The following is a 25,040-nucleotide window of genomic DNA, read 5'->3' as shown; positions in this document are numbered from 1 at the left end:
CCAAAGTCAGCTTGGTCATCGCCGCCATTGACTCAGCCGCAGCCAGCGAAAATCCACCCTTTTGCAAATACGAAACCCAATCACTTTCAGGAACCACCACCACTTCCACAGGCTTATCCAGTGCCTGGGCAAAAGCCTTCGCCACATCATCCGGCGAATACTGTTCCGGCCCTTCGATATAATAATTCCCCGTTTTCACCAAAGGTTCCAGCATCAGGCCAGCCCCAAACTCCCCGATATCCGCAGGAGACACCATGGGCAGCTTAAAGTCCGTTGGGTACAAACTATGCAGTTTCCCCGTTTCCCTGACCTGATCAGCCGAAAAAGCCCAATTGCTCATATAATAAGCTCCATGCATCACACTCGTGGGAATACCCATCGTACCTATAGACTGCTCCATCTCGAACAACACCCCCAGATCACCAATCCCTTGACCCGGCTGGGCACCATAAGTCGACTCGGCTACCACCTTCTGAATTTTAGATCCACGCAACGCTGCCAGGATTGCCGTTACCGTTTTCTCCTCCTCTTTAACCGTATCAGTCGAGGGATCAGCAGGTGGGTTCAATAAAAACAAACGCTCTCCGGCATCAAACACCGCTCTTAATTTTTCCACCTCCAGTACATTGACCACCGCAACCTTCGCGCCCTTATCCTCCCACTCTTTTCTTTTTTTCTCATCATGAGAAACAATCGTCACCTTTTCCCCCTGTTCCAGCAACCTTGTCGCCAAAACAGATCCGATATTTCCGGTGCCTCCTAAAATGATATGCATAAAATCTTGTTTTAATGAACACTCCAGAAAAAACAAAGCATCCCGAAGAAGGTTTATATTTATAATAACCCAATAGAAAAAATGACCATGGCCAAACCCAAAACATCCTTTGCAGCCGTCCAGTGCCAGATCATATCCCGGCCAAATTCATTTCCTGTTGCCCAATTAAATCTTCTTTCCCTCTTCCCGTTCAAAAATCTTAAAATTCCTGACAGTTCCTGTATATTGTTGTCCTCCTTTTGTAATTTCAATCGTCATCAGCAGAAAAAACAATTAATTATGAAAGAGTTCGCATTAATTTTCAGACTAAACACCACCACAGAATTCAAACCTTCGCCCGAACAAATGCAGGAAAGAATGAACTGGCTTGCTGGCATTGCCTCACAAAATAAACTGGCAGACAAAGGAAATACCCTTTTGCCAACGCATGCAAGTGCCAGAACAATCAAACCTAACAATGTGATATCGGACGGACCTTACACCGAAATCAAGGAATTTATAAGTGGCTACATTGTGATCAGAACCGACACCATTGAAGAAGCCGTAGAAATTGCAAAATCTAACCCCATTTTCAAAATTGGCGGAAACATTGAAGTGAGAGAAGTTTTAAAACGTGATTAATGAAGCCCGTCGTAGAATCGTCTGAGGAACTTCTACCGCACCTATTCCGGCAGGAATATGCTAAAATGACGGCAGTATTGTGCCGTCATTTTGGTTTAGCCCATATTGAACTGGCCGAAGATATTGCCAGTGAAACCTTTTTAAAAGCTTCGGAAAACTGGCCTATTAACGGAATACCGCAAAATCCAACGGCCTGGCTTTATACGGTTGCTAAAAACAAGCTTAAAGACTACTTTAAACACACAGCTATTTTTGAATCGCAGGTCAAAAAACAAGTCTTCTCAGATCCAGTTTCAGACCCGCAAGATTTTGAATTCGATCCTAAAATTATAGCGGATAGCCAGCTGGCCATGATCTTTGCAGTATGCAAGCACGGTAATTCAATGGAAAGCCAAATCTGTTTAGCCTTGCAAATACTTTGCGGTTTTAGTGTGGGAGAAATTGCAAATGCTTTTCTAACCAAAACCGAAACCATCAAGAAACGTTTGTTAAGGGCGAGAAACCAGCTTCGAAAAGACCATTTTCGAATTAAAGAACTGAATGAAAAAGAAATCGGACAACGCCTGGAAACCGTATTGAGGACATTATACCTGCTTTTTAACGAAGGGTATTTTTCAAAAACCAACAATCAGGTGATCAGAAAAGACCTTTGTTCAGAAGCCACCAGGCTTGCCCTGGTGCTGACCGATAACCCGCTGACTAAAACCGCTCAAACTTATGCCTTACTTTCATTAATGTGTTTTCAGAGCTCAAGACTGGAAGCGAGGACAAATCCTGAGGGAGAAGCCATTCTCTTTGAAGACCAGGACAAAGGTTTATGGGACAATGCATTGATAGAAAAGGGTAATTATTATTTAATACATGCCTGCAGCGGGGATGAAGTTACAAAATATCACCTAGAAGCGGGTATTGCTTATTGGCACACCACACCAACCGACCAAAACAAATGGGACCATATTTTACAGCTGTATGATCAGCTCATCCATATCGAAGATTCGCCTGTCACTGCATTGAACAGGCTGTTCGCGTTAGCCAAAGTTTATGGCAATGAAAAAGCGATATCCGAAGCGGAAAAAGTAAATGACAATCACAGCAATTCTTACCATGCATTGCTGGGCTACTTATACGCAGAGCGTAACATTGATACTGCTATCGAACATTATCAGCAAGCAATCAATCTGACAAAATCCGGCACAGAAAAAAAAACCTTGATAAAGGAGATTGAAAGGTTGACCAAAAAGAAAACCCATAATAAGATCATCTGAGCGGCTGGCTTTGTCCCCATCCGGCCTACCCGGTCGTCATTAGGCCAGATTCACTTAAAACTTAAAAAATGAAAACGAAATCTTTAAACTACTGGCTATACACAGGCCTGATGTCCGCTTTTATGATCTTCGCTGCATGGTATGCCGAGACCCATCAGGCAGAGTTTACCGCACGCCTGGGCTTTCCGGTTTACTTTCGGATAGAACTGACCATAGCCAAATTAATCGGTGCCTTAGTACTGCTAATACCCCAGGTGCCTCAACGGATCAAAGAATGGGTATATGTCGGTTTCTGTATCTGTATGGTCTCTGCTTTTATCGCAAAATGCAATAGCGGTTACGGGTTTATCGAAGCCGCACAGCCTGCGTTTTCTTTGATCTTCTACCTGATACTTATCTTGCTCCTGTATAAGCTCCCAAAAAAAGAAACTATCCTGACAGCCTAGGAAGCTAAGCATGGATTATTCGATAGGAGGCCACCAACCTTGGTATAAAGTGGCCTCCTATTACGGCCAGGTTGATCAGTCGATTTCGCTTCGAAAAGGGCGATTTTGAAAGTATTATACATCCTAAAAAGCATCGAATGCTTAAAAGGGGTATAATTTTCAAGTTGAGTGAGTCATAGCAGAATACATTATCGTTATAATTGTGATGCCACCTGTCGTAGGTATCTTTTGAGATTTCACTCCTGATCCATTTCTCCTCTAACGCGAATAGATTTTCCTGTGCCTTTTCCAGTCCAGTTTTTTAGCCTGAACCTTTTGCTTGTTGGATTTCATCTAGACCTCGAGGGTCGCCTGACTACCGTCTTTTATTTCCTTTATTATTTTGACGGCTCATTAATTGGAAAGCTGCATATCCTTTATATGGCGCGAGTTGCTCCAAAAGAGGAATTTTTTAAGAAATTTGACCAATAAAATGATAATATTAGCTATATTTGTGTGTGAAACAGGAAAATTTAATTAGAAAAAGGGTCGTGCTTGTACATTGGAAAAGGCAAATGGAGGTTGAGGTTTTCTCCAACCTGAAAAATTTCTGCCTCAGCTATCCTAAGTACAATTATAACACCCTTAATAACTATTTGGGAAAAGAGAGAATAGCCTACGAAAATGAAATAGTCCGGGTGGAGCGGAAAGAGATTATTGCCAAACCCAAACCCCTAGCCGTAAACGAAAGGTCTATTGTCCTGGTTCTACGAAGAGTGCAAATGAAACAAGCAGAAGACCAGGCGCATGATTGGCAGTATTGGCGGTCTCAGCCAGTTGCTAAACGTGCGCAAGCTGTAACTTTTTTGGTCAGTCAAATGCTCGAAAAAAATCAGCGAATGGATAAAACAATAGTGAACAAAATAAAAACAGATCATGATACTGGCAAAAGATTTTGAGGATTTTGTCCAATTGCTAAACGAGTATGGAGTAGAATATATGGTAGTTGGCGGGTACGCAATGGCATTTCATGGCAAACCACGTTATACCGGTGATTTGGATATCTGGATTAATATATCCGAAGCGAACGCACAAAAACTGCTGAAGGTTATGAATGCTTTTGGTATGGCTTCTTTAGGATTTGAGAAAGAAGACTTTTTACAGCCGGGGTATATTTCACAGATTGGTTATCCGCCACTACGGATTGACATACTCAACAATATCGACGGAGTTGAGTTTACAGAGGCTTATAAGAATCGACAAAAGCTTGTTGAAGGCGACCTTGAAATTTCCTACATCGGACTTCAGGATTTGCTGGCAAATAAAATAGCATCTGGAAGAAAAATGGACCTTGCCGATGTCCAGGAAATTAAAACCATAGTACCTAAAAAAAGCCAGGCACAAAAAAAGAACAGAGGACCGAAGTTATAGGGGTATTATTAAACAATGTATTAAAGAATTATCCGTAAAACAGGAAAGGAAGTGTTACGGCAGTACCGAGTTAATGTGAAAACGAAAAAGATGAAGTATGGAAAACTAACCTGTTCCGGCGCAAAGCAATTTGAACTCGTGACCTAAACGGCCTCATTAGGCCATCATCCACAAAAAATAGCCAACCAGGATTATCGGTATCACTCCCCATTCAGCGATGAAAAAACAGCTTCCTTTAAGGTAAACTGGAAACAGAATATCTGGTACGATCATGGCTTGGAAACTTCCACCCTCGATATTTCAGAAATTGCACAAGATTCGTCAACAATAAGGGCTCTCAAGTATTCTTTGCCGTTATCTGGCCTTTGAGGGTAACCATTTGTCGAGTAAGCCGCATCCTGTGTTAGAATGGAGTTGTAACAAGTCAAAAAAAGTATTCTCAAAACCCTGCGTTTTAAAAGTGTCCGACTGCTCTTTGTACACCATTCTAGTATCTTCTAGCTCCTTGATTTGTAGGTTAAGGGCATGTTGATTGATCCTGATATCTCTTCTTTGTTCTTTCCATGCTAGATAAAATAAGATGACACTGGCTAATGACCATATACACCTACAGTATCGGATAGGAAAGACCTCATAAATAGTATCATTAGCAGGATTTTATATTTATTTAGGATTTTAAAAAGGTCATTATATTGTTGTTAGGCAAAACATATTGACTGTTCGTGTTAGGCCAGAGCAGGCTAGGTAAGCATAAGCTATACCGTAAAAAGGTTTGACCGGAACGATTTTATTCCCGGGAGTCTGAACAGGACTTAGGTCCGGTGTCCGAGCCAGTTATTAATCGATATAATCGTTCCCATGAAGCCTTTTTCTTGCCTCTATTGAGTAATAACAAAATATGAGGCCTCCTATATCCATACCTTTCTTTTCACTCTTGTCTTCAATCCAGTAACCAATATCATCGAGGCTTGAATCTTCTTCTAAATCATTCAAGAGGTCTTCCTGTCTTAATTCTTCATTTGACGAAAGGACAATAATGCCACCCTCCTCAAAGCGTTTTATTTTTTCGACGATTTCATCATCTACAAAGCAAGTAAAATAAGTTTTGTCGTAGCTTCTGGCCACAAGTGCGGATTTGGTGTCTTTTGTTTGCAATTCCAACCAGGCATCTGTCCCCATAATATACCACAATGCATCGCCTGCGTCCATGGCATAATCTTGCAATTCCTCAAGTTCATCATTGAAAATTGCGACGATAAGATTTTGTCCTAAGGCAATACAAAAAGGTTGTCTTCTTTCCATTATTATAAAATGTTGTGTGTTAAGTACCTCTTACTACCGCCATGTTTTTGACTTGATTTAGAATATATTGAAGAAATCTTTGTCATACAAATTAAACGCTTTAGTCAATTTTCGAATGAAGTTCTTAAAATATTTTGATACTCAACGATATTGAATCATTTCCCTCTTTTCATTTCTGCAATCTCCTACGGATTACTTACGCATTTCTCCCACTGTATGTGCATTTCAATAATATAGGTCTACCCATAACTTTATAGTGATAAATAATCAGGACTCGACAAACTCTTACGACGATTTGATAATTCAAAACCATTATTTCTGAATTTGATTAATTATAAGGTATTTTGGGTGGCCAAAATTAAATTGAATGAAACGGATTTTCCATTTTATAATTCTGCTTGGTTTGTTCTCGTCATGTAATATCTATTCTTATATCTATAGAAAACCGGCTATCGGATTGGTATATGATAGGTATACTCAAAAGAAAGGGATGGTGTTCAGGTACAAACCTATGGTTTTAATAATTATAGCTGTTTTATTTTTGATTTCATGTTATGGAATTATTGTTGGAAAACCATTTAATGAAATTCTATCTTTTATAGGATAAAATAATTTTGCGAATTTGTTATCTAGAATTAATCGTTGACTGAACGGACCTTTTCATTTAATTACAGGCTATCTACCGCCGCCTGGACTAAGGCAAGCCCCTCAGGACTATACTTCAATTGAAGCGCGAATCGATGCCCGTGCGTATTCATTTTTAATAGTGATTTACGAAGAATATTAAGCATCTTTTCAGGATCGTTCTCATATTTATTTTTAAATTCATCGTATTGGTATTGCAAAAACACCAGGCAAAGTGCGTTTTCCATCGTTTGTACATCAGCATCTCCTTTAATTCGCTTTTTTAACAGTATTTGGCAAACGCGCGCTATCTGATCATCCGTATATCCGACTTGCTTCATCAAGCCGGCAGATAAGGTGGCGTGATGCATGGCCAAGTCTTTACGCCATTTAAGGTAAGGCTCTCTGCCCTCTTGGTAGTTCTCGCGTGGAATTTCCCAGCGACCGATATGCTGGCATCGCGATGCTATGAGCAATTCTTCACTTGCCAGTCCATCTAGTTGTAATACCCAATCATATAGCTTAATAGCAAAAAAATATTCCTGCGGATAACCCGTATTTTCCCATTCAAAAATGCGCGGATCTTGCCTGTTATATTCATCAAAAACCTCGAAGATGATACTCAATTTACTCATGCACTCAAAATACCGTCTTTCCTTGTTAATTCAAAATGTTTGGTTCAATCATTACTATCAGATGTCGTCTATGTGAAACCTGGCGCTGATATGGCGCTTATACGAGAAAAATACACTACTGAGGAAAACGACTCCACTAAATTCACTTCTTGTGTAATTTTCAATAGATAATCGGGATTAAATCTATTAAAACTATTCATAAATAAGCGTAAGTACTCGTTCACCAGATCCTTCATTGGGAATTGTATGGCGACCTACTTTACCGAACGTCGCCTCATCACCCTGAGCTGATCTCTCATTGTTTATTTCATCCGAAAAGAGTGGCCGTTATTACCTAAACATGCCGGCCTACCGCTCACTTTCGATAATTGTTTTGATATTTTCAATGTCTTCTTTTGAATCGCTGCCCCGATCCATTACTGTTATACCATTGTCGATTTGGCCGAATACTTTTACAACATAAAAAAGTTGGTTATCAAGAACGAATGCAAGTTGTTTCCCGATTGACTTCTTTGTTGCAACGGACCAACGGTCTGCTCCTTCGTCGTCAAGTTCCATAACCAACCGATAAGAATGTTTTGATCCAGTCACATTTGATCCGTCAATTAAAAAGGTGCTGAAGTTGCTTGCAGTAACAATTGGATGTGGGTCTATAAAATAGGTTTCCTTCGATTTATCCAATTCCCGTTTAAGACCTTTACCGCTATTGACAACGTGATACCAACCTGTATAAAGAATTGTGCTGTCACCTTGCATAATTTTAGGCTGATCCTTTATGTGGTGTTCCGGGTCTGCAATAAATGCACCTTCGAGCTTTACTTGCTTGCCTGTTGATTTACTGTCGGCACAAGCCATCAGTAAGATAAAGGGTAGCATTAAGGTCGTCCTATTTATCATAATTTGTTTCCTTTCTTAACAAAAATTTGTTCATTCCATCATACTTCAAGTCACATTCCGGGGATTCAAAACTTTATGGTCTAGAGGGCCTTTTTGCATCATCTGATTCCCGCTTATATTCCCTAAGTAAGTATAGGATTTCATCGGCCTTCCTGTCCAGATGGGATACCGGAATTTTCGCTGAGGTACCATCCTTTAATGATAGGGTAATGTAATTTTTATAAATGCTCCCGGCATTATCACGTCCAACCTCTTCTACGCTGAATGCAAAATCCGCGATGTTTTCCCATGTATAAAAATCACGATTTTTAACAATCAGTTCTTCTTCGGTAAAAGTAAGATGAGGTGTTTTTTTAATGAGCTCGCGAAGTGCGTAAATAAACAGCCATATAGGAAATATACAAAAAACAGCAATGATGCCTACAGCTATAATTGTAAAATCCCCATAAAAAATGTAGATAAAAACGAGTATAGATAATATTGACAGTACTAATAAAAGATATAGGTTTAGCGCTGCTTTCCTGATAATAAGGGGTTCCATTGAAATGTTTTAATATTGAAAATCGTTTTTCGCAAAATAGAAGAGCTTCTTATCTAAATATCTAATATATATACTATTTGATTGATTTTGAATAAAATTGTGCAGAAACCAAGACGAGAATATTCGCGGATTGAGATCACATTAGAAAAGTCGTCAATTCTGAATCAAAATAAAAATAGAGCGGCATGACAATCTCTTCTTTCTGCCCGTACCAATTCTATTTCGCAACCTCTTAACTTTTGCTTTCAGGCTGCCCGGTTACAAAAAAGTTGTAGTTCAATGGATTAAGTATTCACATATACCCCATATTAATTTAATATGAAATATATGTGAATCTGAGTTTGTAGAATCGATCTGAGTTTGTACTTTTGTCGCGGAGAGCTGGCAGAGTGGTCGAATGCGGCAGTCTTGAAAACTGTTGACTGTCATAGGTCCGGGGGTTCGAATCCCTCGCTCTCCGCAATACGAGATTCCATTGGAATTATCATAAGGCTGCTCGAAATCGAGTGGCCTTAATTGTTTTAATTTCAACAAGGTATGTTCATACTCCGGATGCATCCAAGGTATTCTAAACACCCCCTCTCTGAACATGAGACTATGTTTGAACACCTCGTTTAAAATAGCGTGCTGTTGAGTGATAGAAACACCTTCAAAAATTGCCGGCAAATTGAGTATTATCGCAAATCTTTAAAATTTGATAAGCACGACCACTATAAGCCGGTAATAGAAACCCTTTTATCCAGCAAGAAAGGTTAAATATTTCGCTAAATTAATAGGTTGAAAAATCAATTAGACTCCCGGATATTAAGCGGAGAAAAAGAAGAAATCAGTCATTCTCAAGTTTCGATTTTACACCGTCCGGGCATAATTTATCCTGCTTTTTTTATCAGCCTCACCGGGCATTGGAGCTACCTCATACTTGCAATTCCATTCTTTTATACTTTCTAAAATTGGCAAAAAAGCTAAGCCTTTTTCAGACAACTTATATTCTACCCTGGGCGGTAGTTCCTTATAGGCTAATCTTTCCAATAGTCCGTCTTCTTCCAATTCTTTCAATTGTTCGGTCAATACTTTCCTGGAAATGAGTGGTACTATGGAATCCAACTGACCAAAACGAATGGTACGGGTGCCGATAACATTCAGGATTATTGGTTTCCATTTATTGCCAATTGTGCCAATAGCTCTCGTAAATGAACAATTCGAAGCGCAAAATCTTTCGTCTCTCATATTTTTAAAATTTGTAGTTACCCAGCGGTAACCAGAATAAACTGTAATAGTTACAAATATAAACTATCGATAGTATCTTTGAGAAACAAATTTAAAATAATTGAAAATGAGTAGATTAAAAGATAAAGTAGCAGTTATTACAGGGGGTAATAGTGGCATTGGCTTTGGCATAGCCCAGGAATTCAAAAATGAAGGTGCTAAAGGCGTTATTGTTGGCAGAAACCAGGAAACCTTAGACAGCGCTGTAGCCCAGCTCGGCGATAATTTTATAGCGATCAATGCTGATGTAACCAACCTTGCCGACCTGGAAAGAGTGTTTGCATCAACAGCTGAAAAATTCGGCAAAATAGATGTAATCGTAGCCAACGCCGGTGGCGGAGCCGTAGGTACGGTGGCAACTCTTGGCGAAGCTGACTTTGACAAAGCAATTGATTTAAACCTGAAAAGTGTTTACTTCACTGTAAATAAAGCACTGCCCTATATAAATGATGGCGGTTCTATTATTTTGATCGGATCAAATGCAGCGCATCGGGCATATCCAAATTTTACGCTGTATGGTGCTGCAAAAGCGGCTGTGATCTATTTTGCAAAAGGATTTTCAAGCGATCTTTTAGATAGAAAGATCAGAGTTAATGTGATAACTCCTGGTACAACAGATACACCGGCATTTGAAAAGTTTGTTCCCGCAGAACAAATTGAAGCTGTAAAAACACACTTTGCAAGTGTAATGCCGATCGGCAGAATCGGGCAACCAGCTGACATTGGTAAAACAGCGGTTTTCCTGGCCTCTGATGATTCTTCGTTTATGTTGGGTGCTGAACTCATCGTTGATGGTGGTATGACCTATTTGTCTAAGTAATTGACATTATCCAAATAAAATAATCTCAAAATGAGTATATCAGAAAACAAAGTAGCTAGCTACGCAATAATCGGCTTTGGCAAAATCGGCCATGCCTTAGCCAAAGCGTTTGCCCGCAAGGGCATCGCAGTATCCGTTGCCACCACACGCAACCCGGAGAGCTTTTCATCAGCCACTGCCGCTATCGGACCCGGGATCATTCCCACAACACTGGCGGAAGCCCTGAAGGCGGATGTTATCTTTCTGGCCGTGCGTTTCGAGTCGCACCCAGATGTCGCGAAAGTGCTACCCACCTGGCAGGGAAAAACCATCATCGATGTGACCAACGCCTATGGCGTGCCGCTTGAGCAACTGGGAGGACAGCCTTCCGCAAGGGTCGTTGCGCAAGCCTTCAACGGCGGGAAGCTGGTTAAGGGCTTCAACCATTTGGGCGCTGCCATTCTTGAGCAAGATCCTGCCGTACACGGTGGAAGGAGAGTCGTTTATCTGGCAAGCGACGATGACAGTACCGCAGCTCAGATCGGTGAGCTTGCAAAAAATCTCGGTTTTTCACCAATCCAATTGGGTGGGCTTTCGGAAGGCGGACTGCTTGTGCAGGCGCACGGAAATAACTGGGGCAAACTCATCTTTAAGGACCTGGTCAAGTTCGATTAATAAATCAAATCTTATATAATAGAAATCATGAGTAAATTAATAAACAAAGTAGCGGTAGTTACCGGTGCTTCAAAAGGAATAGGTGCAGCTATCGCTAAACACTTTGCCGCAGCAGGCGCAAAAGTTGTTGTAAATTATGCCTCAAGTAAAGAAGGCGCAGATAAAGTGGTGAAAACCATAACCGACAATGGCGGCATAGCCATCGCGGTACAGGCGGATGTGTCGAACGAAGCTGATGTAACCAGCCTGTTTGAAGAAACAAAGCGGGCTTTCGGCGGCTTAGATATATTAGTCAACAATGCTGTTTATCAGGGATACGCCCCGATAGAATTGATATCAGCAGAAACTTTTCATAGCAGTTTCAACGTGAATGTGCTTGGCCCGATATTGACTATCCAGGCGGCCTTAAAACTGTTTAGCGATAAGGGCGGCAATATCATCAATATCAGTTCGGGTGCCAGCAAGATGCCTCTTCCGGGAGCCTCTTTATATTCCGCAACTAAAGCCGCATTAGATGCCATCACAATCTCTTTGTCGAAAGAGCTGGGTACACAAAATATTCGTATCAATTCTATTTTGCCGGGCGCTACGGAAACAGAAGGTGCAATTAGTGCGGGCGTCACCCCTGGCAGTGAGTATGAAAAAATGTTTGTTGCCAACACACCGCTTGGTCGCAGAGGTCAGCCTGAAGATATTGCGAAAGCAGCCGTATTTTTGGCTTCCGATGATGCAGCCTGGATCACGGGAGAGCAAATTTCCGTTTCGGGTGGTATGTATGGTTTTTAATTTTTTTTACTTTTAAATAAAATCATTCTCACAGATTTGGCTTAATAATTTCTTTGATAATGGATAAAATTGTAGAAAGATGTTCTAATCGGCTCCCTTTAACCCCGCCAAAAAAGCATCAAAACCAGCAAAAAGCCTGCAAATCGTATGACCAGCAGGCTTTTTGCTTTTTAGGACATACCAAAATATGCATCAATTCTCAACGTAAAGATAAAGTTTTGGCCCCTGAAAAACCAGGTTCAAAAAACATTGCCATCCTATCCGGGACGGCAATKMRMWAMAWTCMSATNSWAWMYRGSWCRGNRAYRCMMMMWRWTYANATGNAAKWTWTRANKTANCAAWASANACMGNANTGTKRWTYRWKYAATCAACAGCAAATATCCAAACAGAAGACCTCGCAAACAAGAGATGATCGGCATTCAGTAATTAAAACTATTTGATGCCATCATTTCAGATTTTTATTAGATGAGAACAAAAGCAAGAGAGAATTACAACTTTATCAGATACTTCGAAAAACCATGATTTATTGTTTTTAAATGTTTCAAAGTCTTTGTTCATATGCGTGTTCTTTTTGTGAAGATGTTTGCAGTGAGTAGAACAATTAACAGTTCTGTGTGTATTGCTAAATTAAAAATTTCATCAATTAATTTCTCTTTCGTTACGGCAAGAATTCCGAAATTGCAGTTTGATACTTATCCAAAATGGTCATTTATGAATAGCTATCGCTTCAGTTTTAATAATAGCAAAAGAACCTCAACTATTCTGTTTTGGTTTTTTATCACCTTGCTAACTATTCCACTAACAGCCATCGTTTTGCTGGCACACCCGCTTCTCCCGGTCTGGCTATTGCTGATCTCCTTTCCTTTAATGCTAGTGGCCATTTATAAGCTGTTTAAAACGGTATCCGAAAGGCAGTCGACAGAAATTGTTTTACTAAGTGAAGCAGGTTTTACCAGTTCCTGTTTCGGCTCTGTTTTGTTTTCGGAAATATACTCCATTCGGGTTCCTGTAAGGCAAATGGGGTTATTGGGTGGAATACAGCTCGACTATTACAAAAAAACAGATGCTGATTTTCCTTACCTTAAATTCTCGATCACCACTCGGGATGGAAAAATGTTAAATTGGATATTGAATGAGTGGGGTGGGCTTTATAACTCAAAAGAAGACTTTTCAATTTTCTTTAACTTTCTCAGAGCGCTAACTGACCAGCTGTATCAACTTCATCACGCCAAGGAGCCATATAACCACTATTTAAAAATTCTTGACGAAAAAGGTTTTTGGAAAAAGCGAACTTAAGCTAAAAAAGGTCTGTCACCCTGAACTTCTCAGCTCATATCATTGAAGGATCGTCTTCATCCTTTCTAAATACTCGGCATTATTGATAAAGTTGTTATGCCCCTCGCCTTTCAAAATAAACAATTGATCACCTTTCTTAAAAAATGAACTGAGTTTCTTAAAAGCGTTAACGGATATGACATCGTCAGCGTTTCCGTGAAAAATTATTACAGGAGCTTTTATTTTTTTAAGAACTCATAAGTCTTAAGTTGATATTTCATACCGGAAGTATCTATATCCGGTGCAAGGTTGGATATCCAATCCGCCAGGTTATAATGGGGCGCTTGCAAGATAAGAGATTTAGGATTATTGTTTGCAGTAAGGATTACAGCAGGCCCGGTACCTATTGACTGACCTATCACAATAATCCTCGACTCTGGATAAATTTTCTTTAAATTGTCATATACGATTTGAATGTCACCGGACAATTGAGATTCGCTGCTCACCTTACCATCACTCTTCCCATATCCTCGAAAGTCAAGAATGAAAGTATCATAGTTAAGACTAGTATAAAAAGGCGCAATTTTCCCACAAACATCAAGAGCATCATTGCTGCCATGCAGGTAGAATATCAATCCGTTTGACTGCCCCTGCTTTAAAGAGTAAGCCATTTAATTTATAGGTATCGGCGGTCAGAAAATTTAATTCAGTAAAAGGTTCTTGAAATTCAAATTGAAAATCTTCCTGAAATTTGGAACCTGAAAAAAATTGTTGTTCCAGTTCTTTTAGGCTTTCTTCCTTTATGAGATGATCAACGTTTTGTCCGAAAGTAAATTAGGCGCAGATTGTAAACAGAAATAGAGAAACAAATAGCTTCATTAGGCAATATATTTTATGCCAATGTAATGATTTATTGTTTCACACTAATAAATGGCATAAAGTTGGCTCTAGGCTCAGAACCATTTGCAAGCCAATTAATACAAACTAAATGTCACACCGCGCCTATTTATACAATATCAATACCCCATCAATTGCCGAAAATGCTGATAAGATAATGATGGAATGGGGCTACGAAATGCCGCTTATGCTCCAGCCATTATTAGTAAAGGGAGGTTTCATTTCAGGTAATAATTACAACAATCACGTGGAATCTAATGATTCCGGATTATACTTTGAATCCAAACCTGGAATTGAAAACCTGAAGCGGTTTTATAAATTTCTAGAAGGTCAGCCTGGTCTGATCACAGAGATAGAAAAGTTCAAAGACGCCCGCGACAAGCTGTTCAATTACCTTGATAAGCTTACAGGACGCTACTTTCACCTGGACATCTGGGACGTTTTGAATATGGAGGATACGCCTCATGCAGAACAGGCCAGACTTTGGCTGGCTAACATTGCCCATAACAATCAGATAATAACGAAAGCGATGGACGCAGGAGATATCAGCCTGCTGAATTATAAAGATCTTAACGATGTCAGCCCTAGCTTTACTTCTTTCCCGGAACTGTTAAATTATGAAGGTTACGATTATGGATGGTCCTGTATCTGGGTATCTTTTGAAGAAGACCTTCCCTATGAAATATTTGAAGAAAATAAACTTTGGGGGCTAAAAGATAAGGATGGTCGGGTTTTGCTAAACGCCCAGTTTGATGAATTTTACAGCTTTGGACCGCAGGGCTTAGCGGTAGTGTCAAAAAATGGCAAATATGGATATGTAGATACCGCTGGAAGTATGGCAATTCCACTAATCTGGGAGGATGCCTATGATTTCGAATATTCAGGTGTTGCAGTAGCTACACTGCAAAAAAAATCAGGATTGATTAACACAAAAGGCAATCAGATTACTGAGTTTGTTTATGACGAAATAGAAACGATTGGGAATGGGAGTTGTTTTAATGCAAAAAAAGAAACTTTCTGGGGTGTCATTGATGCTTCCGGTCGGGCTGTAATTGATTTTGAACACACAGAGGTGATTGATGCCGGATATGGTTTTTATTATACCAAGATTAGTGGACAGAAAAACCAAAAGATTTACAATGAGTTTTTTAAGTTCCTTGGCGAATTTCCAGTTGATTCTATAGAAAATCTGGATAACGGACTGCTATTGATTAAGCCCCATAAAGGTCTTAATTCCAGCTTGCTTTACAAAAGGGACGGAAGCCTGCTGGATAGCGGATTTGAAAAAATAAACAGACAAACAAATTTCAACGACTTGCTGGTGATCCGAAAAGACAAGAAGCATGGCGCCATCAGCAGAAAAAATGAAAACTATGTGCTGCCCTGCCTGTATGATGCAATTTTGGATATCCGTGCCAGAGTTAACGACGGGATAAGTGACATTGCATTAATCCATCTTGGAGAGAAAAAAGGAATTTATGACGGCAATCCGAACCAACCATCCTGGTTAATCCCGCTTGATAATTATCAACAAATCCTTTGGCTTCATGAAACTGTTTTCACATTGCAAAAAAAACAGATGTGGAGTATCGCTAATGCGGAAAACAATGAGTTTAGCGATTTTGAATTTGACCTGGTTGTTCAGAAACCTAATGAAGATGGTTTTGCTTACGCATTTAAAGCAGATGATGTTTATTCCGTTAGTGAGACTGGAATCACTCCTACCCCTAAATCAGCTGCGTTGGAACACGCCGGCGAGGATTATGCTTACTATTTTGAGTTTGAAAGCAGGAAAAGACTTTTAGCCTACGGAAAAGGACTTAGCAGAAACGATGGACAAATAACCCATGAACTGCTCTCTGCTCATGAGCTGTGTATAAAGGCAATAGCAGCTTACAACGCCAAGGACTATGCAAAATCAATATGCTACGACACCATTGCATCCGAAAAAGGATATGCACTTTCCATGAACAACCTTGCGCACCTCTATTATAACATTGAAGGATTCCTTGATGATGATAAAGCTTTCTATTGGTACCATAAAAGTGCCCTTTCCGGTAATGAAAATGCAATGAATGGACTGGGTATGTGTTATAAGCATGGAGTGGGTACCCCTGTTGATGTAGAAAAGGCTTTGTTTTGGCTAAATAAAGCCGCTGAAATGCAACTGGCAATAGCCAATAACAATCTTGGTGATTTGTATTCCGAAGATCTGCTGCTTCCCTCCAATAACGATAAGGCCCTTCAATACTACCAAGCTGCTGCAGATCTGGGTGAACCCAGGAATAACTGGTTAGGTTATCTGTATGATTTAAAAGGCGAGTACGAAAAAGCACTGAAGTATTATCAGCTTGGCGATGATGAAGGCATTGATGTTTCCGCCTACAATCTGGGTATTTTTTATTTAAATGGATTAGGAAGTAGCAAAAATGTGATGAAGGCAATAGAAAGCTTTACACGCTCCTTAGACCGTGGGTATCAGCAGGCACATATAGACCTCGCCCTGATTTATCAGAATGAAACAGGCTTTAAGGATAAGCACAAAGTACAGCAGCATATCGATGCCGCCAAAGCAGCGGGGTTGGAAATACCGGAAGACCTCGTGGTCAAAAAGAAAGGCTGGTTTGATTTTTAGAACAATAGATTTTTCCCATTTACTTGAAAATATTGTGAACTCTTCGTATGTTGAATCCTGGTGTTTACGTTGCAATATGCCTTCTATGAAGAGGAACGAACCTGGAGATACTGGGTAATTTTCGAGTAGAGTTCCATAGGGTTAAAAGGCTTGGATATGAGATCATTCATACCCGCCTCCGTGACTTTCGTGCCAATTTCTGCTAAAACAGAAGCGGTCAGCGCAATAATCGGAAGTTGTTTAAATCTTTTTTCGGAAAAACCTCTTACCATCCGGCAGGCCGTATAACCGTCCATCACCGGCATTTGCAAGTCCATCAAGACCAGGTGATACCGATTCGCCTTTATTTTTTCCACAGCTTCCCTACCCGTCACTGCATGGTCAATCTCAAGATCCCATTTTTGCATAAACTTACTGGCAACCATAATGTTGATCTCATTATCCTCTACCAGCAGGATTTTGTAGCCCGCAAGACTGCTAAATTCCTGCATCGATCCTACAAACGGATATCCTGATCTTCTGACGCCCTTTCTGAAGTGCATATGACATGAAAAGGTGGATCCTTTTCCCGGTATACTTTCCACATGGATATGACCACCCTGCAAAGCAATCAGCTTTTTGGTAATTGCAAGCCCCAGACCCGTGCCGCCAAATTTCCGCGTAGTATCCGCACTTGCCTGGGTAAAGCTTTCAAAAATATAATCTTTCAGGGCGGGATCAATACCTATACCCGTATCCCGGACAACAAAGTTAATTTCCAAAATGTCACCTGAACTTTTCACTATCGAAAGCTCAACCCCGACGGAACCTTCGTTGGTAAACTTAATCGCATTGCTGATCAGGTTATTCAGGATTTGTGTTAGGCGTACGGGATCTCCGGTAATCACCTCCGGAAGACCCGGATCAACCTTTAATTCCAGGCTGATTCCCTTATCCTGTGCCTGGAGAAGTTGGCCATGTCGAATGTTGTTCACCAGTTCCCTCAGGTTAAAATCAATCAATTCAAACTCGATCTTTCCCGATTCAATTTTGCTATAATCCAGTATATCGTTTATCAGACTCAGTAAATTTTCTCCTGAGAATTTCAAGATCTTCAGGTTATCCATCTGTTCAGGCTTTGGATCTTCCTGCAACAACAAATGCGTCATCCCAATAACGGCATTCATCGGTGTTCTGATCTCATGGCTCATATTGGACAGGAACTGTTGCTTGGCATCTGCTGCTTCTTCAGCGACCTGCTTGGCCTTTAAAAGCTCCAGTTCAGCCAGCTTGCGCTCACTGATATCTGTCACTGCGCCCATCAATTTAACCGTTTTACCCTGCTCAACGATGGGAATTCCAATACTCCTTACCCATTTTCCTGACGTTTTGGTCCTGAGTTCCAAATCATAAGGCTGTTGAATAGCTATGGCCTCTTTTACGGCTTGTTTTACCCTGGTGCAATCTGCATCAGCATAAAAAGAAACGGCTTCCGCTACAGTCGTGGTCTCATCTAAGATCCCGGACAATAACTTCAGGTATTTGGTCCTGTAAACGGAACCGGTATGCACATTCAGTTCCCAGCCTCCTGTTTTACTAATCTGCTGACTGGTATCCAATAAGTTGATGATTCTCTGCAATTCCTCCTGGGCGCCTTTCAGGTCCTCTTTTGCCTCGTTTTGCCGGGTAACGTCCAACGCAAAACCGATCACGCTGCCCATTTGGTCAGGGTGTGGAAAAATATGATTTTCAAAAATCAGTTTTCGCCCTTTCCTTTCAACCGATGTGGTAAACAGACCTGCCTCACCGGAAAAAGCGCTTTGTAAATGCGTTACTGCAGCTGGGAATTGCTCAAAAGCATTCCTGCCCACCAGTTCGTCATCCCTCAATCCCATCGTCTTTAATCCCGAACCAATGGATCGGGTAATTAATCCCTGGTTATCAATTTCGTAAACAATAACCGGCAAATTCTCCAAAAATCCGTCTAAGAGACGGGTTTTTTCCTGATGCTCTTTTTCCAGTCGCACCCTTTCAGAAACATCCTGACAGAAAACGGTCATTCCCGTAACCTTCCCGGAATCCCCATACACCGGGTTACAGATCATACTAAAATACGCACGGTACAAACCAGGCTCACCAAACGCTTCTATGGTCTCCACAGTTTCCCCGGCCATTACCTGTTTAAATATCTCTATCACCTTATCCTGATCAATGCCGCTATCCCTTCCTGCAAGTTCCGGGTAATGGTCACCAATTTTAAGATCAATGCCTCTGCCCAATTTCACGGTTTGCTGGTGTGCTTTATTAAATACAGTGTAGTTGAAATTTTGATCAAAAGAAAAAATACTGGCACTGGTGCTATCCAAAATAGCCTTTAATCTGGTATTTTCTTCAAGGAGTTCCGCTTTAGTCAATCTCTTTTTGGTGCGCATTACGGTATTATTGAATATCTTTTCTACCATAACAATTTGTCAGCCAAAACTTTTACCAGCAGATTTCTTTCCAGCTTAAATTTGAGCAACGTTTCCCTGCAAATTCAGAACTTTATGGGAAGGATCAGGTGGTGTCTTGCCCATTCTTATTCAGAGCAAAACATATAGGCAACAACCATAGCGCAGCAAATACAAAACATACAATAGATCGCTTTGTTGAAAAACGTTTTGCAGGTACAGCCGAACCTGCTTATTCCAGGAAATATTTAAAGGCTTGCCGACGCAGGGAATAATGCCCCCAGGCAGGCGCAGTTTCGTCAGACAATTCAAACCCCAATTTCTTGAACCAGTTTAATTGTCCGGAAGTTGTCTCCAGGCAGATTGGCCTGCTCCGCCGATCCGCATCAGCGATAAGCTCTTCCATCAGATCAGAACCTATCCCCATATTGGTGTAGCTACGGTCTACACCTATGAACCAAAGATAGTAGCTGTTCCTGGGATATTGCCTTCTAATTAAAGCTTCCTGTCTCAGTATTTTCAAAGCATTATCGAATCCAAGCACACTGCACATCAGGTTAAGGTTCCAGCCGATTACCCTGAGAGAGAATTTCATTCGGCCGGGATACAACACCAATGCACAAGCCATCCCGTCATCAGAAATCAAGATCTTTCCAAACAAATAGCAGAGCTGATAAACGTACCGCATCAAACAATTAATTCTAAGTGTCTTTTTGTGGTCTTGCGTAATCACCGCGTTTACACCAGGATTCTGCTCAAACGCTTGGGACAGGATTTCTATAATCCTTTCTTTGTCCTTAATTTTTGCTTTTATCATCTTCTTATGCTTCAATAAATTATAGGGAGGTCAGTCAATAATGCTTTTGGCCGGATAATATGAAAGTCGTATTTACCAATTCAAACCCCAACAGTCAGATAAGAGCGGCAAAAATAAAATTACAAAAAAAAACCTTCACTAAAACAACCCACAATTATATAACAAGCTATCTACATGCCATTTACAAGGATTTATGAAAAAATGATAATGATAATTTAGCTATTTTTTCACATTGCCGAAGAGAAGCGCATTAATAAAAAAGAATGCTGTCATCTTATTCACAAATCTTAATAAATTTCCGCCTGAAATTTTCCGAATATTACGGTAAATCCCTGGATCATGTAAAAGTTCGATAAGCACAATAAAGCCATAACAGGTGAAAGGGCGATCAATTTACGGGCAAGATTAATTGTCCTGAGAAAAAAGACTGGCAAACCAGCCAAAAAACTGGAAGAACTGAAAAAAGAGACAGCTGAAATCCTTCACCCCAAACAAAAGAAATGAAGATTAAAAGCCTGATTTTCCAGTGCAATGGCATCTGACTTTTTCTGAGCAAATGTTCTGCAAATCAAATCATTATAGCAACAAAGTAAGGATTAGCGCATAATGATCTGATTTTTAAACATCGGTTAGCATTGATTAAGGCAAATCATAAAACAATGCATTCAGGTAACGTTCTTTAATGATTTTTATGTGGTGAAGTTCATGCCCCGCGATGTGGTAAGCGAGCGCACTAACAGTAGCAGAATGACCATTAACTAGTCCTGAACGACTAAAATTTTCAACAGGAATGCTGTTGAGTAAAGTAATGGTGGCCTGTCGTTGACTGCTGAGTTCATCCAATAAGTCTTTTATTGTTCTATGATCCGCTCCTGATGCCTTTACATAATCTTCTGCGTCGAATCCTTCCATAGGACTCGGATCATTCCTGGCGATGCGCAACATGCGGTAGTTATAAACGCGCTCCATATCGATCAGGTGGATAACGATTTCTTTGACGCTGTACTTGCCTGGTGCGTATCGATATAGCAATTCTTGCTCAGTCAGGTTTTGCAAATCGTTAATGGTATTTTTAATGTTTTCGTGAAGGTGCCAGATCAGATTATTGTCTGGTATGATTCTGGCCAATGGCGGTTCGTTAACCAGGAGTTGCTGATCATCTGGTTTAGGTATGTTTTTCATATCTGCGATCTACTAGTGTTCCTTTTCAGACAATCGGAGATTAAATTTGGTTTACTCTTTTTTCAATTAATAGAATCGCTTTGGTTCTAAGGATTAGTAAAACTTTCAAAATAATCAAGAAATGATTTCATTAACGCCGTGAAGACGGCTTGGGTACCCAAATGAGCATTGCTCAAACCATTTCCTATCGGATTTGCATTTAGTCACGTATTTGGCGTAAAAACATTGATCGATTAAGGTTGATGCGTCCCAAACACTCTGTCCCAAATAGAGGTATAAAAACCAAAGTTTCGTTGTTCACTTAAATGATGTTGGTTATGAAATTTTGTCGTTCCTAAAAATAATTGTTCCATCCATTTTGGAAAGAATTCTCGATTTAGGTGACCGATAGTTCCCCAAATCAAATTGATGAATACATAAAACGAAATGGAAAAAATAGAAAAATCATACCACATAAAAACAAAGATCATCATCAACCCAAAGCCTAATGCTTCAAATGGATGCAACACAAAAAGGCTCAGAAAATTAGTACTCGTATGTTCGTGATGTTTGCGGTGTAAAATTTTATAAATAAGCGGATGATGCACCAGATAATGAAAAATATACATCAGCAGGTCCATCATTAGGGTAATGACTATAACTTCGATAAGAAGCGCCAGGATCGTTTTAGATTCGCTTAATCTAATCCATCCCGATTCCCATAAATAAACCCCGATCAACATCACAACACTATTGAGAAACACGGTTAGAAAACTTACATACAAATCAGATTTTAGAAAAGGATGATCAGTTGCTTGAATCTTATTTTTTGAACAGGTTTTGTCAATAAAAAGGTAAAGTCCAATTGAAAACAAATACAAAAATATATTAGCTATCAAACTAAAAACAATCCATTCCAGCCAAGATATATTTTTAAAAAATGACAAAAGATTCAAAATACAGGTAATTTTAGATTAGCCCATAAAAGTATGAAATTCAAAATTGTTCCCACAGAAAGAGGGCGTCAGATTGGTTCCGAGCAAGATGAGTATTGTTATCCTACTTCATTTAGTTTTCGAAGAAGACTCGTTCTTCCCATTGCATAAATGATACGATTACACAAATTTTTGATCAGAATTGAATGTATGGAAACAGTAAATTAGGTTAAACCAAATTATAGAAATCGTATGAAAATCAACTCACCGGACCGTTTGTCAATGGCAAGCGTTTTATTCATTTATGCAACAATTGTTGTTTCAATTTTCTCTGGATGCGCAAAAAAAGATCCTGAATCTGTTTCCAAAGCTACGCTCAAAAGTAGTGAGGCAAAACAGCAATTACTATCTGTTGATTTAATGAGTGGTAATCCAATTTTACCTGTCGCAACCGCAGATCCCGATATCATTTATGCAAATGGCAAATATTACATTTACCCCACTGCTACCGGACCAAATGCCAGCCAGTTTCATGCCTACTCATCAACGGATTTACTAAACTGGACCGATGAGGGCATTGTATTAGATTTAGTAAATGTTAGCTGGGCGCATACAGATGGCTGGGCACCTTGTGTGGTTGCACGAAATGGGAACTATTATTTTTACTATACTGCTGCAAAAAAAATCGGTGTAGCTGTGAGCAATAGTCCAGCAGGTCCGTTTGTGGATAAAGGCAGCGCGCTTGCAACTGGTGATGGAACTGATCCAATAGATCCGATGGTGTTTGTAGATACTGATGGTCAGGCTTATATGTATTGGGGAAATACCACGATAAACATTCAGCGGCTTAATAATGATATGATATCACTGACAGGTACCAGAGGACACAATAAGCCGTCTAATTATTTTGAAGCACCATACCTCATTAAAAGAAACAGTATTTATTATCTGATGTACTCCATTAATGATTTCAGCAGCGACGATTATCATGTAGAATATGCTACTTCATCTAACCCAATGGGCCCATGGACGGCTAAAGGACGTATTACATCACCACTTGGCGCCATAAAAGGGCCAGGCCATAATGCCGTGCTTAGAAAACCAGGCTGCAGTGATGAGTATTTCTTTGTTTACCACAGGCGTACCAGTACGAATATACATGAACGCCAGGTGGCTATTGACAGGATGTTTTTCGATGGAGCAGGTAATATTATGCCAATAAACATTTCTGTTTCGGGTGTAACCCAATCATCGGGTTCCACACCCTGCCTGATACCTAATCCAATACCCAATGGGCAGTATGCCATCAGGTCAAAGGTGAATACAGTTTCTGGTGCTGGCTTATATCTGGATATTGCAGGATGTGCCGTTGGCAATGCCGATGTAAGGACCTGGACGCGTACCACCTGTAATGGACAGAAATGGAACCTTACCTATTTAAACAATGGGTTTTATAAAATTATATCGGAACTGCCTAATCATAAATCATTAGATCTGGATGCTTGTGCAATTGATCGCGGGGCAAATGTCCAGGTTTGGGACGTTTTCCCTAATGATTGCCAGCAATGGCGCATTGAATCTGTGGGAGGAGGCTGGTACCGCATTATGGCAAAGGCGGGAAACAATGTGCTTGATATAGTGAATGGAGACCCGACACCAGGGGCAGATGTACAGTCGTGGACATGGAATGGGGCAGATCCTCAGCTTTGGAAGTTTGAAAATCCCTAGTTTTATTATTTAGATTTACAGTTAGGAAAACAGTGTCTGTTTTCCTAACTGTATTAAGAACTGGAATCCCCCCTCTTCCCTGAGATGATACCAAAACTTACAAAAAAAGCCTGCAAATCGTATGATTGATTAGCAGGCTTTTTGTTTTTACAGCAACCCCTTACGCTAAACATTCTATCGATTTTGCCAGTCGCATTCTGGAACAACCTCATCTTCAAATACTATCTCCATCTTCAACTCATTAATATTGCTTTAAAAATCGAGGAACAAAACAAAGTTGTCGTGTGTTGTACTTATCATACAAAAACATAAAGTCGTATATCTAAAAAAAATATTATGGGACAATTAAGCAACCGAAACATTGCCGTTTTATCCGAAAATGGCTTTGAAGAAACAGAATTGACCAGCCCGGTTCAAAGATTAAAAGAAGAAGGCGCTATGGTACATATCATCTCCTCTAAATCAGGTAAGATACAAGCCATGAAAGGCGATCATGAATGGACCATTGAAGTCGATGTTGACAAAACGATCAAGGAAGCGAACGCTGACGACTATCATGGACTATTAATCCCAGGCGGTGTACTGAATCCCGATTCCTTAAGAAAGAATGAGGAGGCTATTGCGTTTGTAAAAGCATTTTTTAGTGCAGGAAAACCTGTGGCAGCGATTTGTCATGGTCCACAGGTGTTAATTACAGCAGAAGTTGTGGCAGGCAGAAAGTTAACTTCAACAAAAACCATAAAAATTGATCTTGTTAATGCAGGCGCCAATTGGTACGACGAAGAAGTCGTTGTTGATGAAGGACTGGTCACCAGCCGAAGTCCAAAGGATCTCCCCGCTTTTAACGAAAAGATCGTGGAAGAATTCGCAGAGGGAATCCACGAAGGGCAACATTCCTGACAAGGTAAAAACAAAAGGGGTGCTGAATGAAGTGAACCCCAAAAGTTAGACAAAAACTTTTGGGGTTCGCTATTTATGACAAAACACACATTTGAGGAGAAACTAGCTATAGTTTCTCAAGTAAGAAAGGTACTCCTTTTTCTATAACAAGCCTTACAACTTTTTCTTTGAAATCAGCCGTGGGTCGGACAGCTAAGATCGGAAGAKCGTCGTGTAGGGAA

The 25,040-nt window shown here is 40.2% G+C and carries 25 protein-coding genes and 1 tRNA gene; 14 read left to right on the top strand and 12 right to left on the bottom strand.

Translation table 11 applies throughout. From position 1 onward, the window contains the following. Positions 1 to 775 (bottom strand): NmrA family NAD(P)-binding protein (locus tag N824_RS09325; protein ID WP_048905051.1); only part of this gene is annotated, 775 nt, incomplete at its 3' end. Between the two features lie 59 nt (positions 776 to 834). Then, on the bottom strand, positions 835 to 1,026 hold the full coding sequence (locus N824_RS09320) for a hypothetical protein (protein WP_048904887.1): 192 nt from the start codon (positions 1,024 to 1,026) through the stop codon (positions 835 to 837). Positions 1,027 to 1,054: 28 nt separating this feature from the next. On the opposite strand from N824_RS09320, the gene N824_RS09315 reads away from it, so the two are divergent. From N824_RS09315 to N824_RS09295, 5 genes are all read left to right on the top strand, one after another. Further along, a complete protein-coding gene (locus N824_RS09315) occupies positions 1,055 to 1,396 on the top strand; it encodes a YciI family protein (protein ID WP_048904886.1) in 342 nt (113 codons plus the stop codon). After that, positions 1,396 to 2,661 carry an RNA polymerase sigma factor gene (locus N824_RS09310; RefSeq protein WP_048904885.1) on the top strand — a complete coding sequence of 422 codons (1,266 nt, stop codon included), beginning with the start codon at positions 1,396 to 1,398 and terminating at the stop codon, positions 2,659 to 2,661. The genes N824_RS09315 and N824_RS09310 overlap by 1 nt, the downstream gene beginning before the upstream one ends. A gap of 68 nt (positions 2,662 to 2,729) precedes the next feature. Continuing rightward, a complete protein-coding gene (locus tag N824_RS27885) occupies positions 2,730 to 3,107 on the top strand; it encodes a DoxX family protein (protein WP_084498257.1) in 378 nt (125 codons plus the stop codon). Between the two features lie 497 nt (positions 3,108 to 3,604). Then, positions 3,605 to 4,045: a hypothetical protein gene (locus N824_RS32130; protein ID WP_048904884.1), complete on the top strand. Its 441-nt coding sequence runs from the start codon at positions 3,605 to 3,607 to the stop codon at positions 4,043 to 4,045. Further along, a complete protein-coding gene (locus tag N824_RS09295; RefSeq protein WP_084498256.1) occupies positions 4,023 to 4,517 on the top strand; it encodes a nucleotidyltransferase in 495 nt (164 codons plus the stop codon). Before N824_RS32130 ends, N824_RS09295 begins: the two co-directional genes overlap by 23 nt. An 837-nt stretch (positions 4,518 to 5,354) precedes the next feature. Here N824_RS09295 and N824_RS09290 read toward each other — a convergent pair. Then, positions 5,355 to 5,819: a hypothetical protein gene (locus N824_RS09290; protein ID WP_048904883.1), complete on the bottom strand. Its 465-nt coding sequence runs from the start codon at positions 5,817 to 5,819 to the stop codon at positions 5,355 to 5,357. Between the two features lie 367 nt (positions 5,820 to 6,186). On the opposite strand from N824_RS09290, the gene N824_RS09285 reads away from it, so the two are divergent. Next, positions 6,187 to 6,426, top strand: coding sequence for a hypothetical protein (locus N824_RS09285; protein ID WP_235207048.1), 240 nt, complete (start codon positions 6,187 to 6,189; stop codon positions 6,424 to 6,426). Between the two features lie 61 nt (positions 6,427 to 6,487). Here N824_RS09285 and N824_RS09280 read toward each other — a convergent pair whose 3' ends face one another. The 3 genes from N824_RS09280 to N824_RS09270 all read right to left on the bottom strand — a co-directional run bounded on the left by N824_RS09280 (position 6,488) and on the right by N824_RS09270 (position 8,516). Continuing rightward, positions 6,488 to 7,078 (bottom strand): DUF4202 domain-containing protein, encoded by a 591-nt coding sequence (locus N824_RS09280; RefSeq protein ID WP_048904882.1) that lies wholly within the window; start codon positions 7,076 to 7,078, stop codon positions 6,488 to 6,490. Positions 7,079 to 7,426: 348 nt separating this feature from the next. Then, entirely contained in the window at positions 7,427 to 7,975 is a 549-nt protein-coding gene (locus N824_RS09275; protein ID WP_152542123.1) for a hypothetical protein, read from the bottom strand. A gap of 73 nt (positions 7,976 to 8,048) precedes the next feature. Then, complete coding sequence (locus N824_RS09270; protein WP_048904880.1) at positions 8,049 to 8,516, bottom strand: hypothetical protein; 468 nt, start codon at positions 8,514 to 8,516, stop codon at positions 8,049 to 8,051. A 375-nt stretch (positions 8,517 to 8,891) separates the two neighbouring features. Here N824_RS09270 and N824_RS09265 point away from each other — a divergent pair. Beyond that, positions 8,892 to 8,976, top strand: a tRNA-Ser gene (locus N824_RS09265). 389 nt (positions 8,977 to 9,365) lie between these two features. On the opposite strand, the gene N824_RS09260 is transcribed toward N824_RS09265, so the two are convergent. Continuing rightward, positions 9,366 to 9,743, bottom strand: a complete 378-nt coding sequence (locus N824_RS09260) for a helix-turn-helix domain-containing protein (protein WP_048904879.1) — start codon at positions 9,741 to 9,743, stop codon at positions 9,366 to 9,368. Positions 9,744 to 9,849: 106 nt separating this feature from the next. Here N824_RS09260 and N824_RS09255 point away from each other — a divergent pair, with 106 nt between their 5' ends. The 4 genes from N824_RS09255 (at position 9,850) to N824_RS09235 (ending at position 13,338) form a co-directional block, all read left to right on the top strand. After that, a complete protein-coding gene (locus N824_RS09255) occupies positions 9,850 to 10,602 on the top strand; it encodes an SDR family NAD(P)-dependent oxidoreductase (protein ID WP_048904878.1) in 753 nt (250 codons plus the stop codon). Positions 10,603 to 10,632: 30 nt separating this feature from the next. Continuing rightward, positions 10,633 to 11,256 (top strand): NADPH-dependent F420 reductase, encoded by a 624-nt coding sequence (locus N824_RS09250; protein ID WP_048904877.1) that lies wholly within the window; start codon positions 10,633 to 10,635, stop codon positions 11,254 to 11,256. Between the two features lie 27 nt (positions 11,257 to 11,283). Next, complete coding sequence (locus N824_RS09245; RefSeq protein ID WP_048904876.1) at positions 11,284 to 12,042, top strand: SDR family NAD(P)-dependent oxidoreductase; 759 nt, start codon at positions 11,284 to 11,286, stop codon at positions 12,040 to 12,042. 711 nt (positions 12,043 to 12,753) lie between these two features. Beyond that, positions 12,754 to 13,338: a hypothetical protein gene (locus N824_RS09235; RefSeq protein ID WP_161662289.1), complete on the top strand. Its 585-nt coding sequence runs from the start codon at positions 12,754 to 12,756 to the stop codon at positions 13,336 to 13,338. Positions 13,339 to 13,556: 218 nt separating this feature from the next. Here the strand turns inward: N824_RS09235 and N824_RS09230 are convergent, their stop codons facing one another. Then, positions 13,557 to 13,988, bottom strand: a complete 432-nt coding sequence (locus N824_RS09230) for an alpha/beta fold hydrolase (protein ID WP_048904873.1) — start codon at positions 13,986 to 13,988, stop codon at positions 13,557 to 13,559. Positions 13,989 to 14,305: 317 nt separating this feature from the next. Between N824_RS09230 and N824_RS09225 the strand changes: the two genes are divergently transcribed. Beyond that, positions 14,306 to 16,849 (top strand): SEL1-like repeat protein, encoded by a 2,544-nt coding sequence (locus N824_RS09225; protein ID WP_048904872.1) that lies wholly within the window; start codon positions 14,306 to 14,308, stop codon positions 16,847 to 16,849. An 83-nt stretch (positions 16,850 to 16,932) separates the two neighbouring features. Here the strand turns inward: N824_RS09225 and N824_RS09220 are convergent, their stop codons facing one another. The 4 genes from N824_RS09220 to N824_RS09205 form a co-directional block, all read right to left on the bottom strand. Continuing rightward, positions 16,933 to 19,290, bottom strand: a complete 2,358-nt coding sequence (locus N824_RS09220; RefSeq protein ID WP_048904871.1) for an ATP-binding protein — start codon at positions 19,288 to 19,290, stop codon at positions 16,933 to 16,935. Positions 19,291 to 19,510: 220 nt separating this feature from the next. Then, positions 19,511 to 20,095, bottom strand: a complete 585-nt coding sequence (locus N824_RS09215; RefSeq protein WP_048904870.1) for a GNAT family N-acetyltransferase — start codon at positions 20,093 to 20,095, stop codon at positions 19,511 to 19,513. A 639-nt stretch (positions 20,096 to 20,734) separates the two neighbouring features. Then, positions 20,735 to 21,277: a DinB family protein gene (locus N824_RS09210; RefSeq protein WP_048904869.1), complete on the bottom strand. Its 543-nt coding sequence runs from the start codon at positions 21,275 to 21,277 to the stop codon at positions 20,735 to 20,737. A 233-nt stretch (positions 21,278 to 21,510) separates the two neighbouring features. After that, complete coding sequence (locus tag N824_RS09205) at positions 21,511 to 22,212, bottom strand: sterol desaturase family protein (protein WP_200869855.1); 702 nt, start codon at positions 22,210 to 22,212, stop codon at positions 21,511 to 21,513. A gap of 231 nt (positions 22,213 to 22,443) precedes the next feature. Between N824_RS09205 and N824_RS09200 the strand changes: the two genes are divergently transcribed. Both N824_RS09200 and N824_RS09195 read left to right on the top strand, forming a co-directional pair. After that, entirely contained in the window at positions 22,444 to 23,919 is a 1,476-nt protein-coding gene (locus N824_RS09200) for a family 43 glycosylhydrolase (protein ID WP_048904867.1), read from the top strand. Positions 23,920 to 24,255: 336 nt separating this feature from the next. Beyond that, positions 24,256 to 24,819: a type 1 glutamine amidotransferase domain-containing protein gene (locus N824_RS09195; protein ID WP_048904866.1), complete on the top strand. Its 564-nt coding sequence runs from the start codon at positions 24,256 to 24,258 to the stop codon at positions 24,817 to 24,819. Positions 24,820 to 25,040: the final 221 nt, after the last annotated feature.

It is taken from the genome of Pedobacter sp. V48, from assembly GCF_000523515.1.
Taxonomy (GTDB): Bacteria; Bacteroidota; Bacteroidia; order Sphingobacteriales; family Sphingobacteriaceae; genus Pedobacter.
This window is presented reverse-complemented; position numbering and strand designations above follow the sequence as displayed.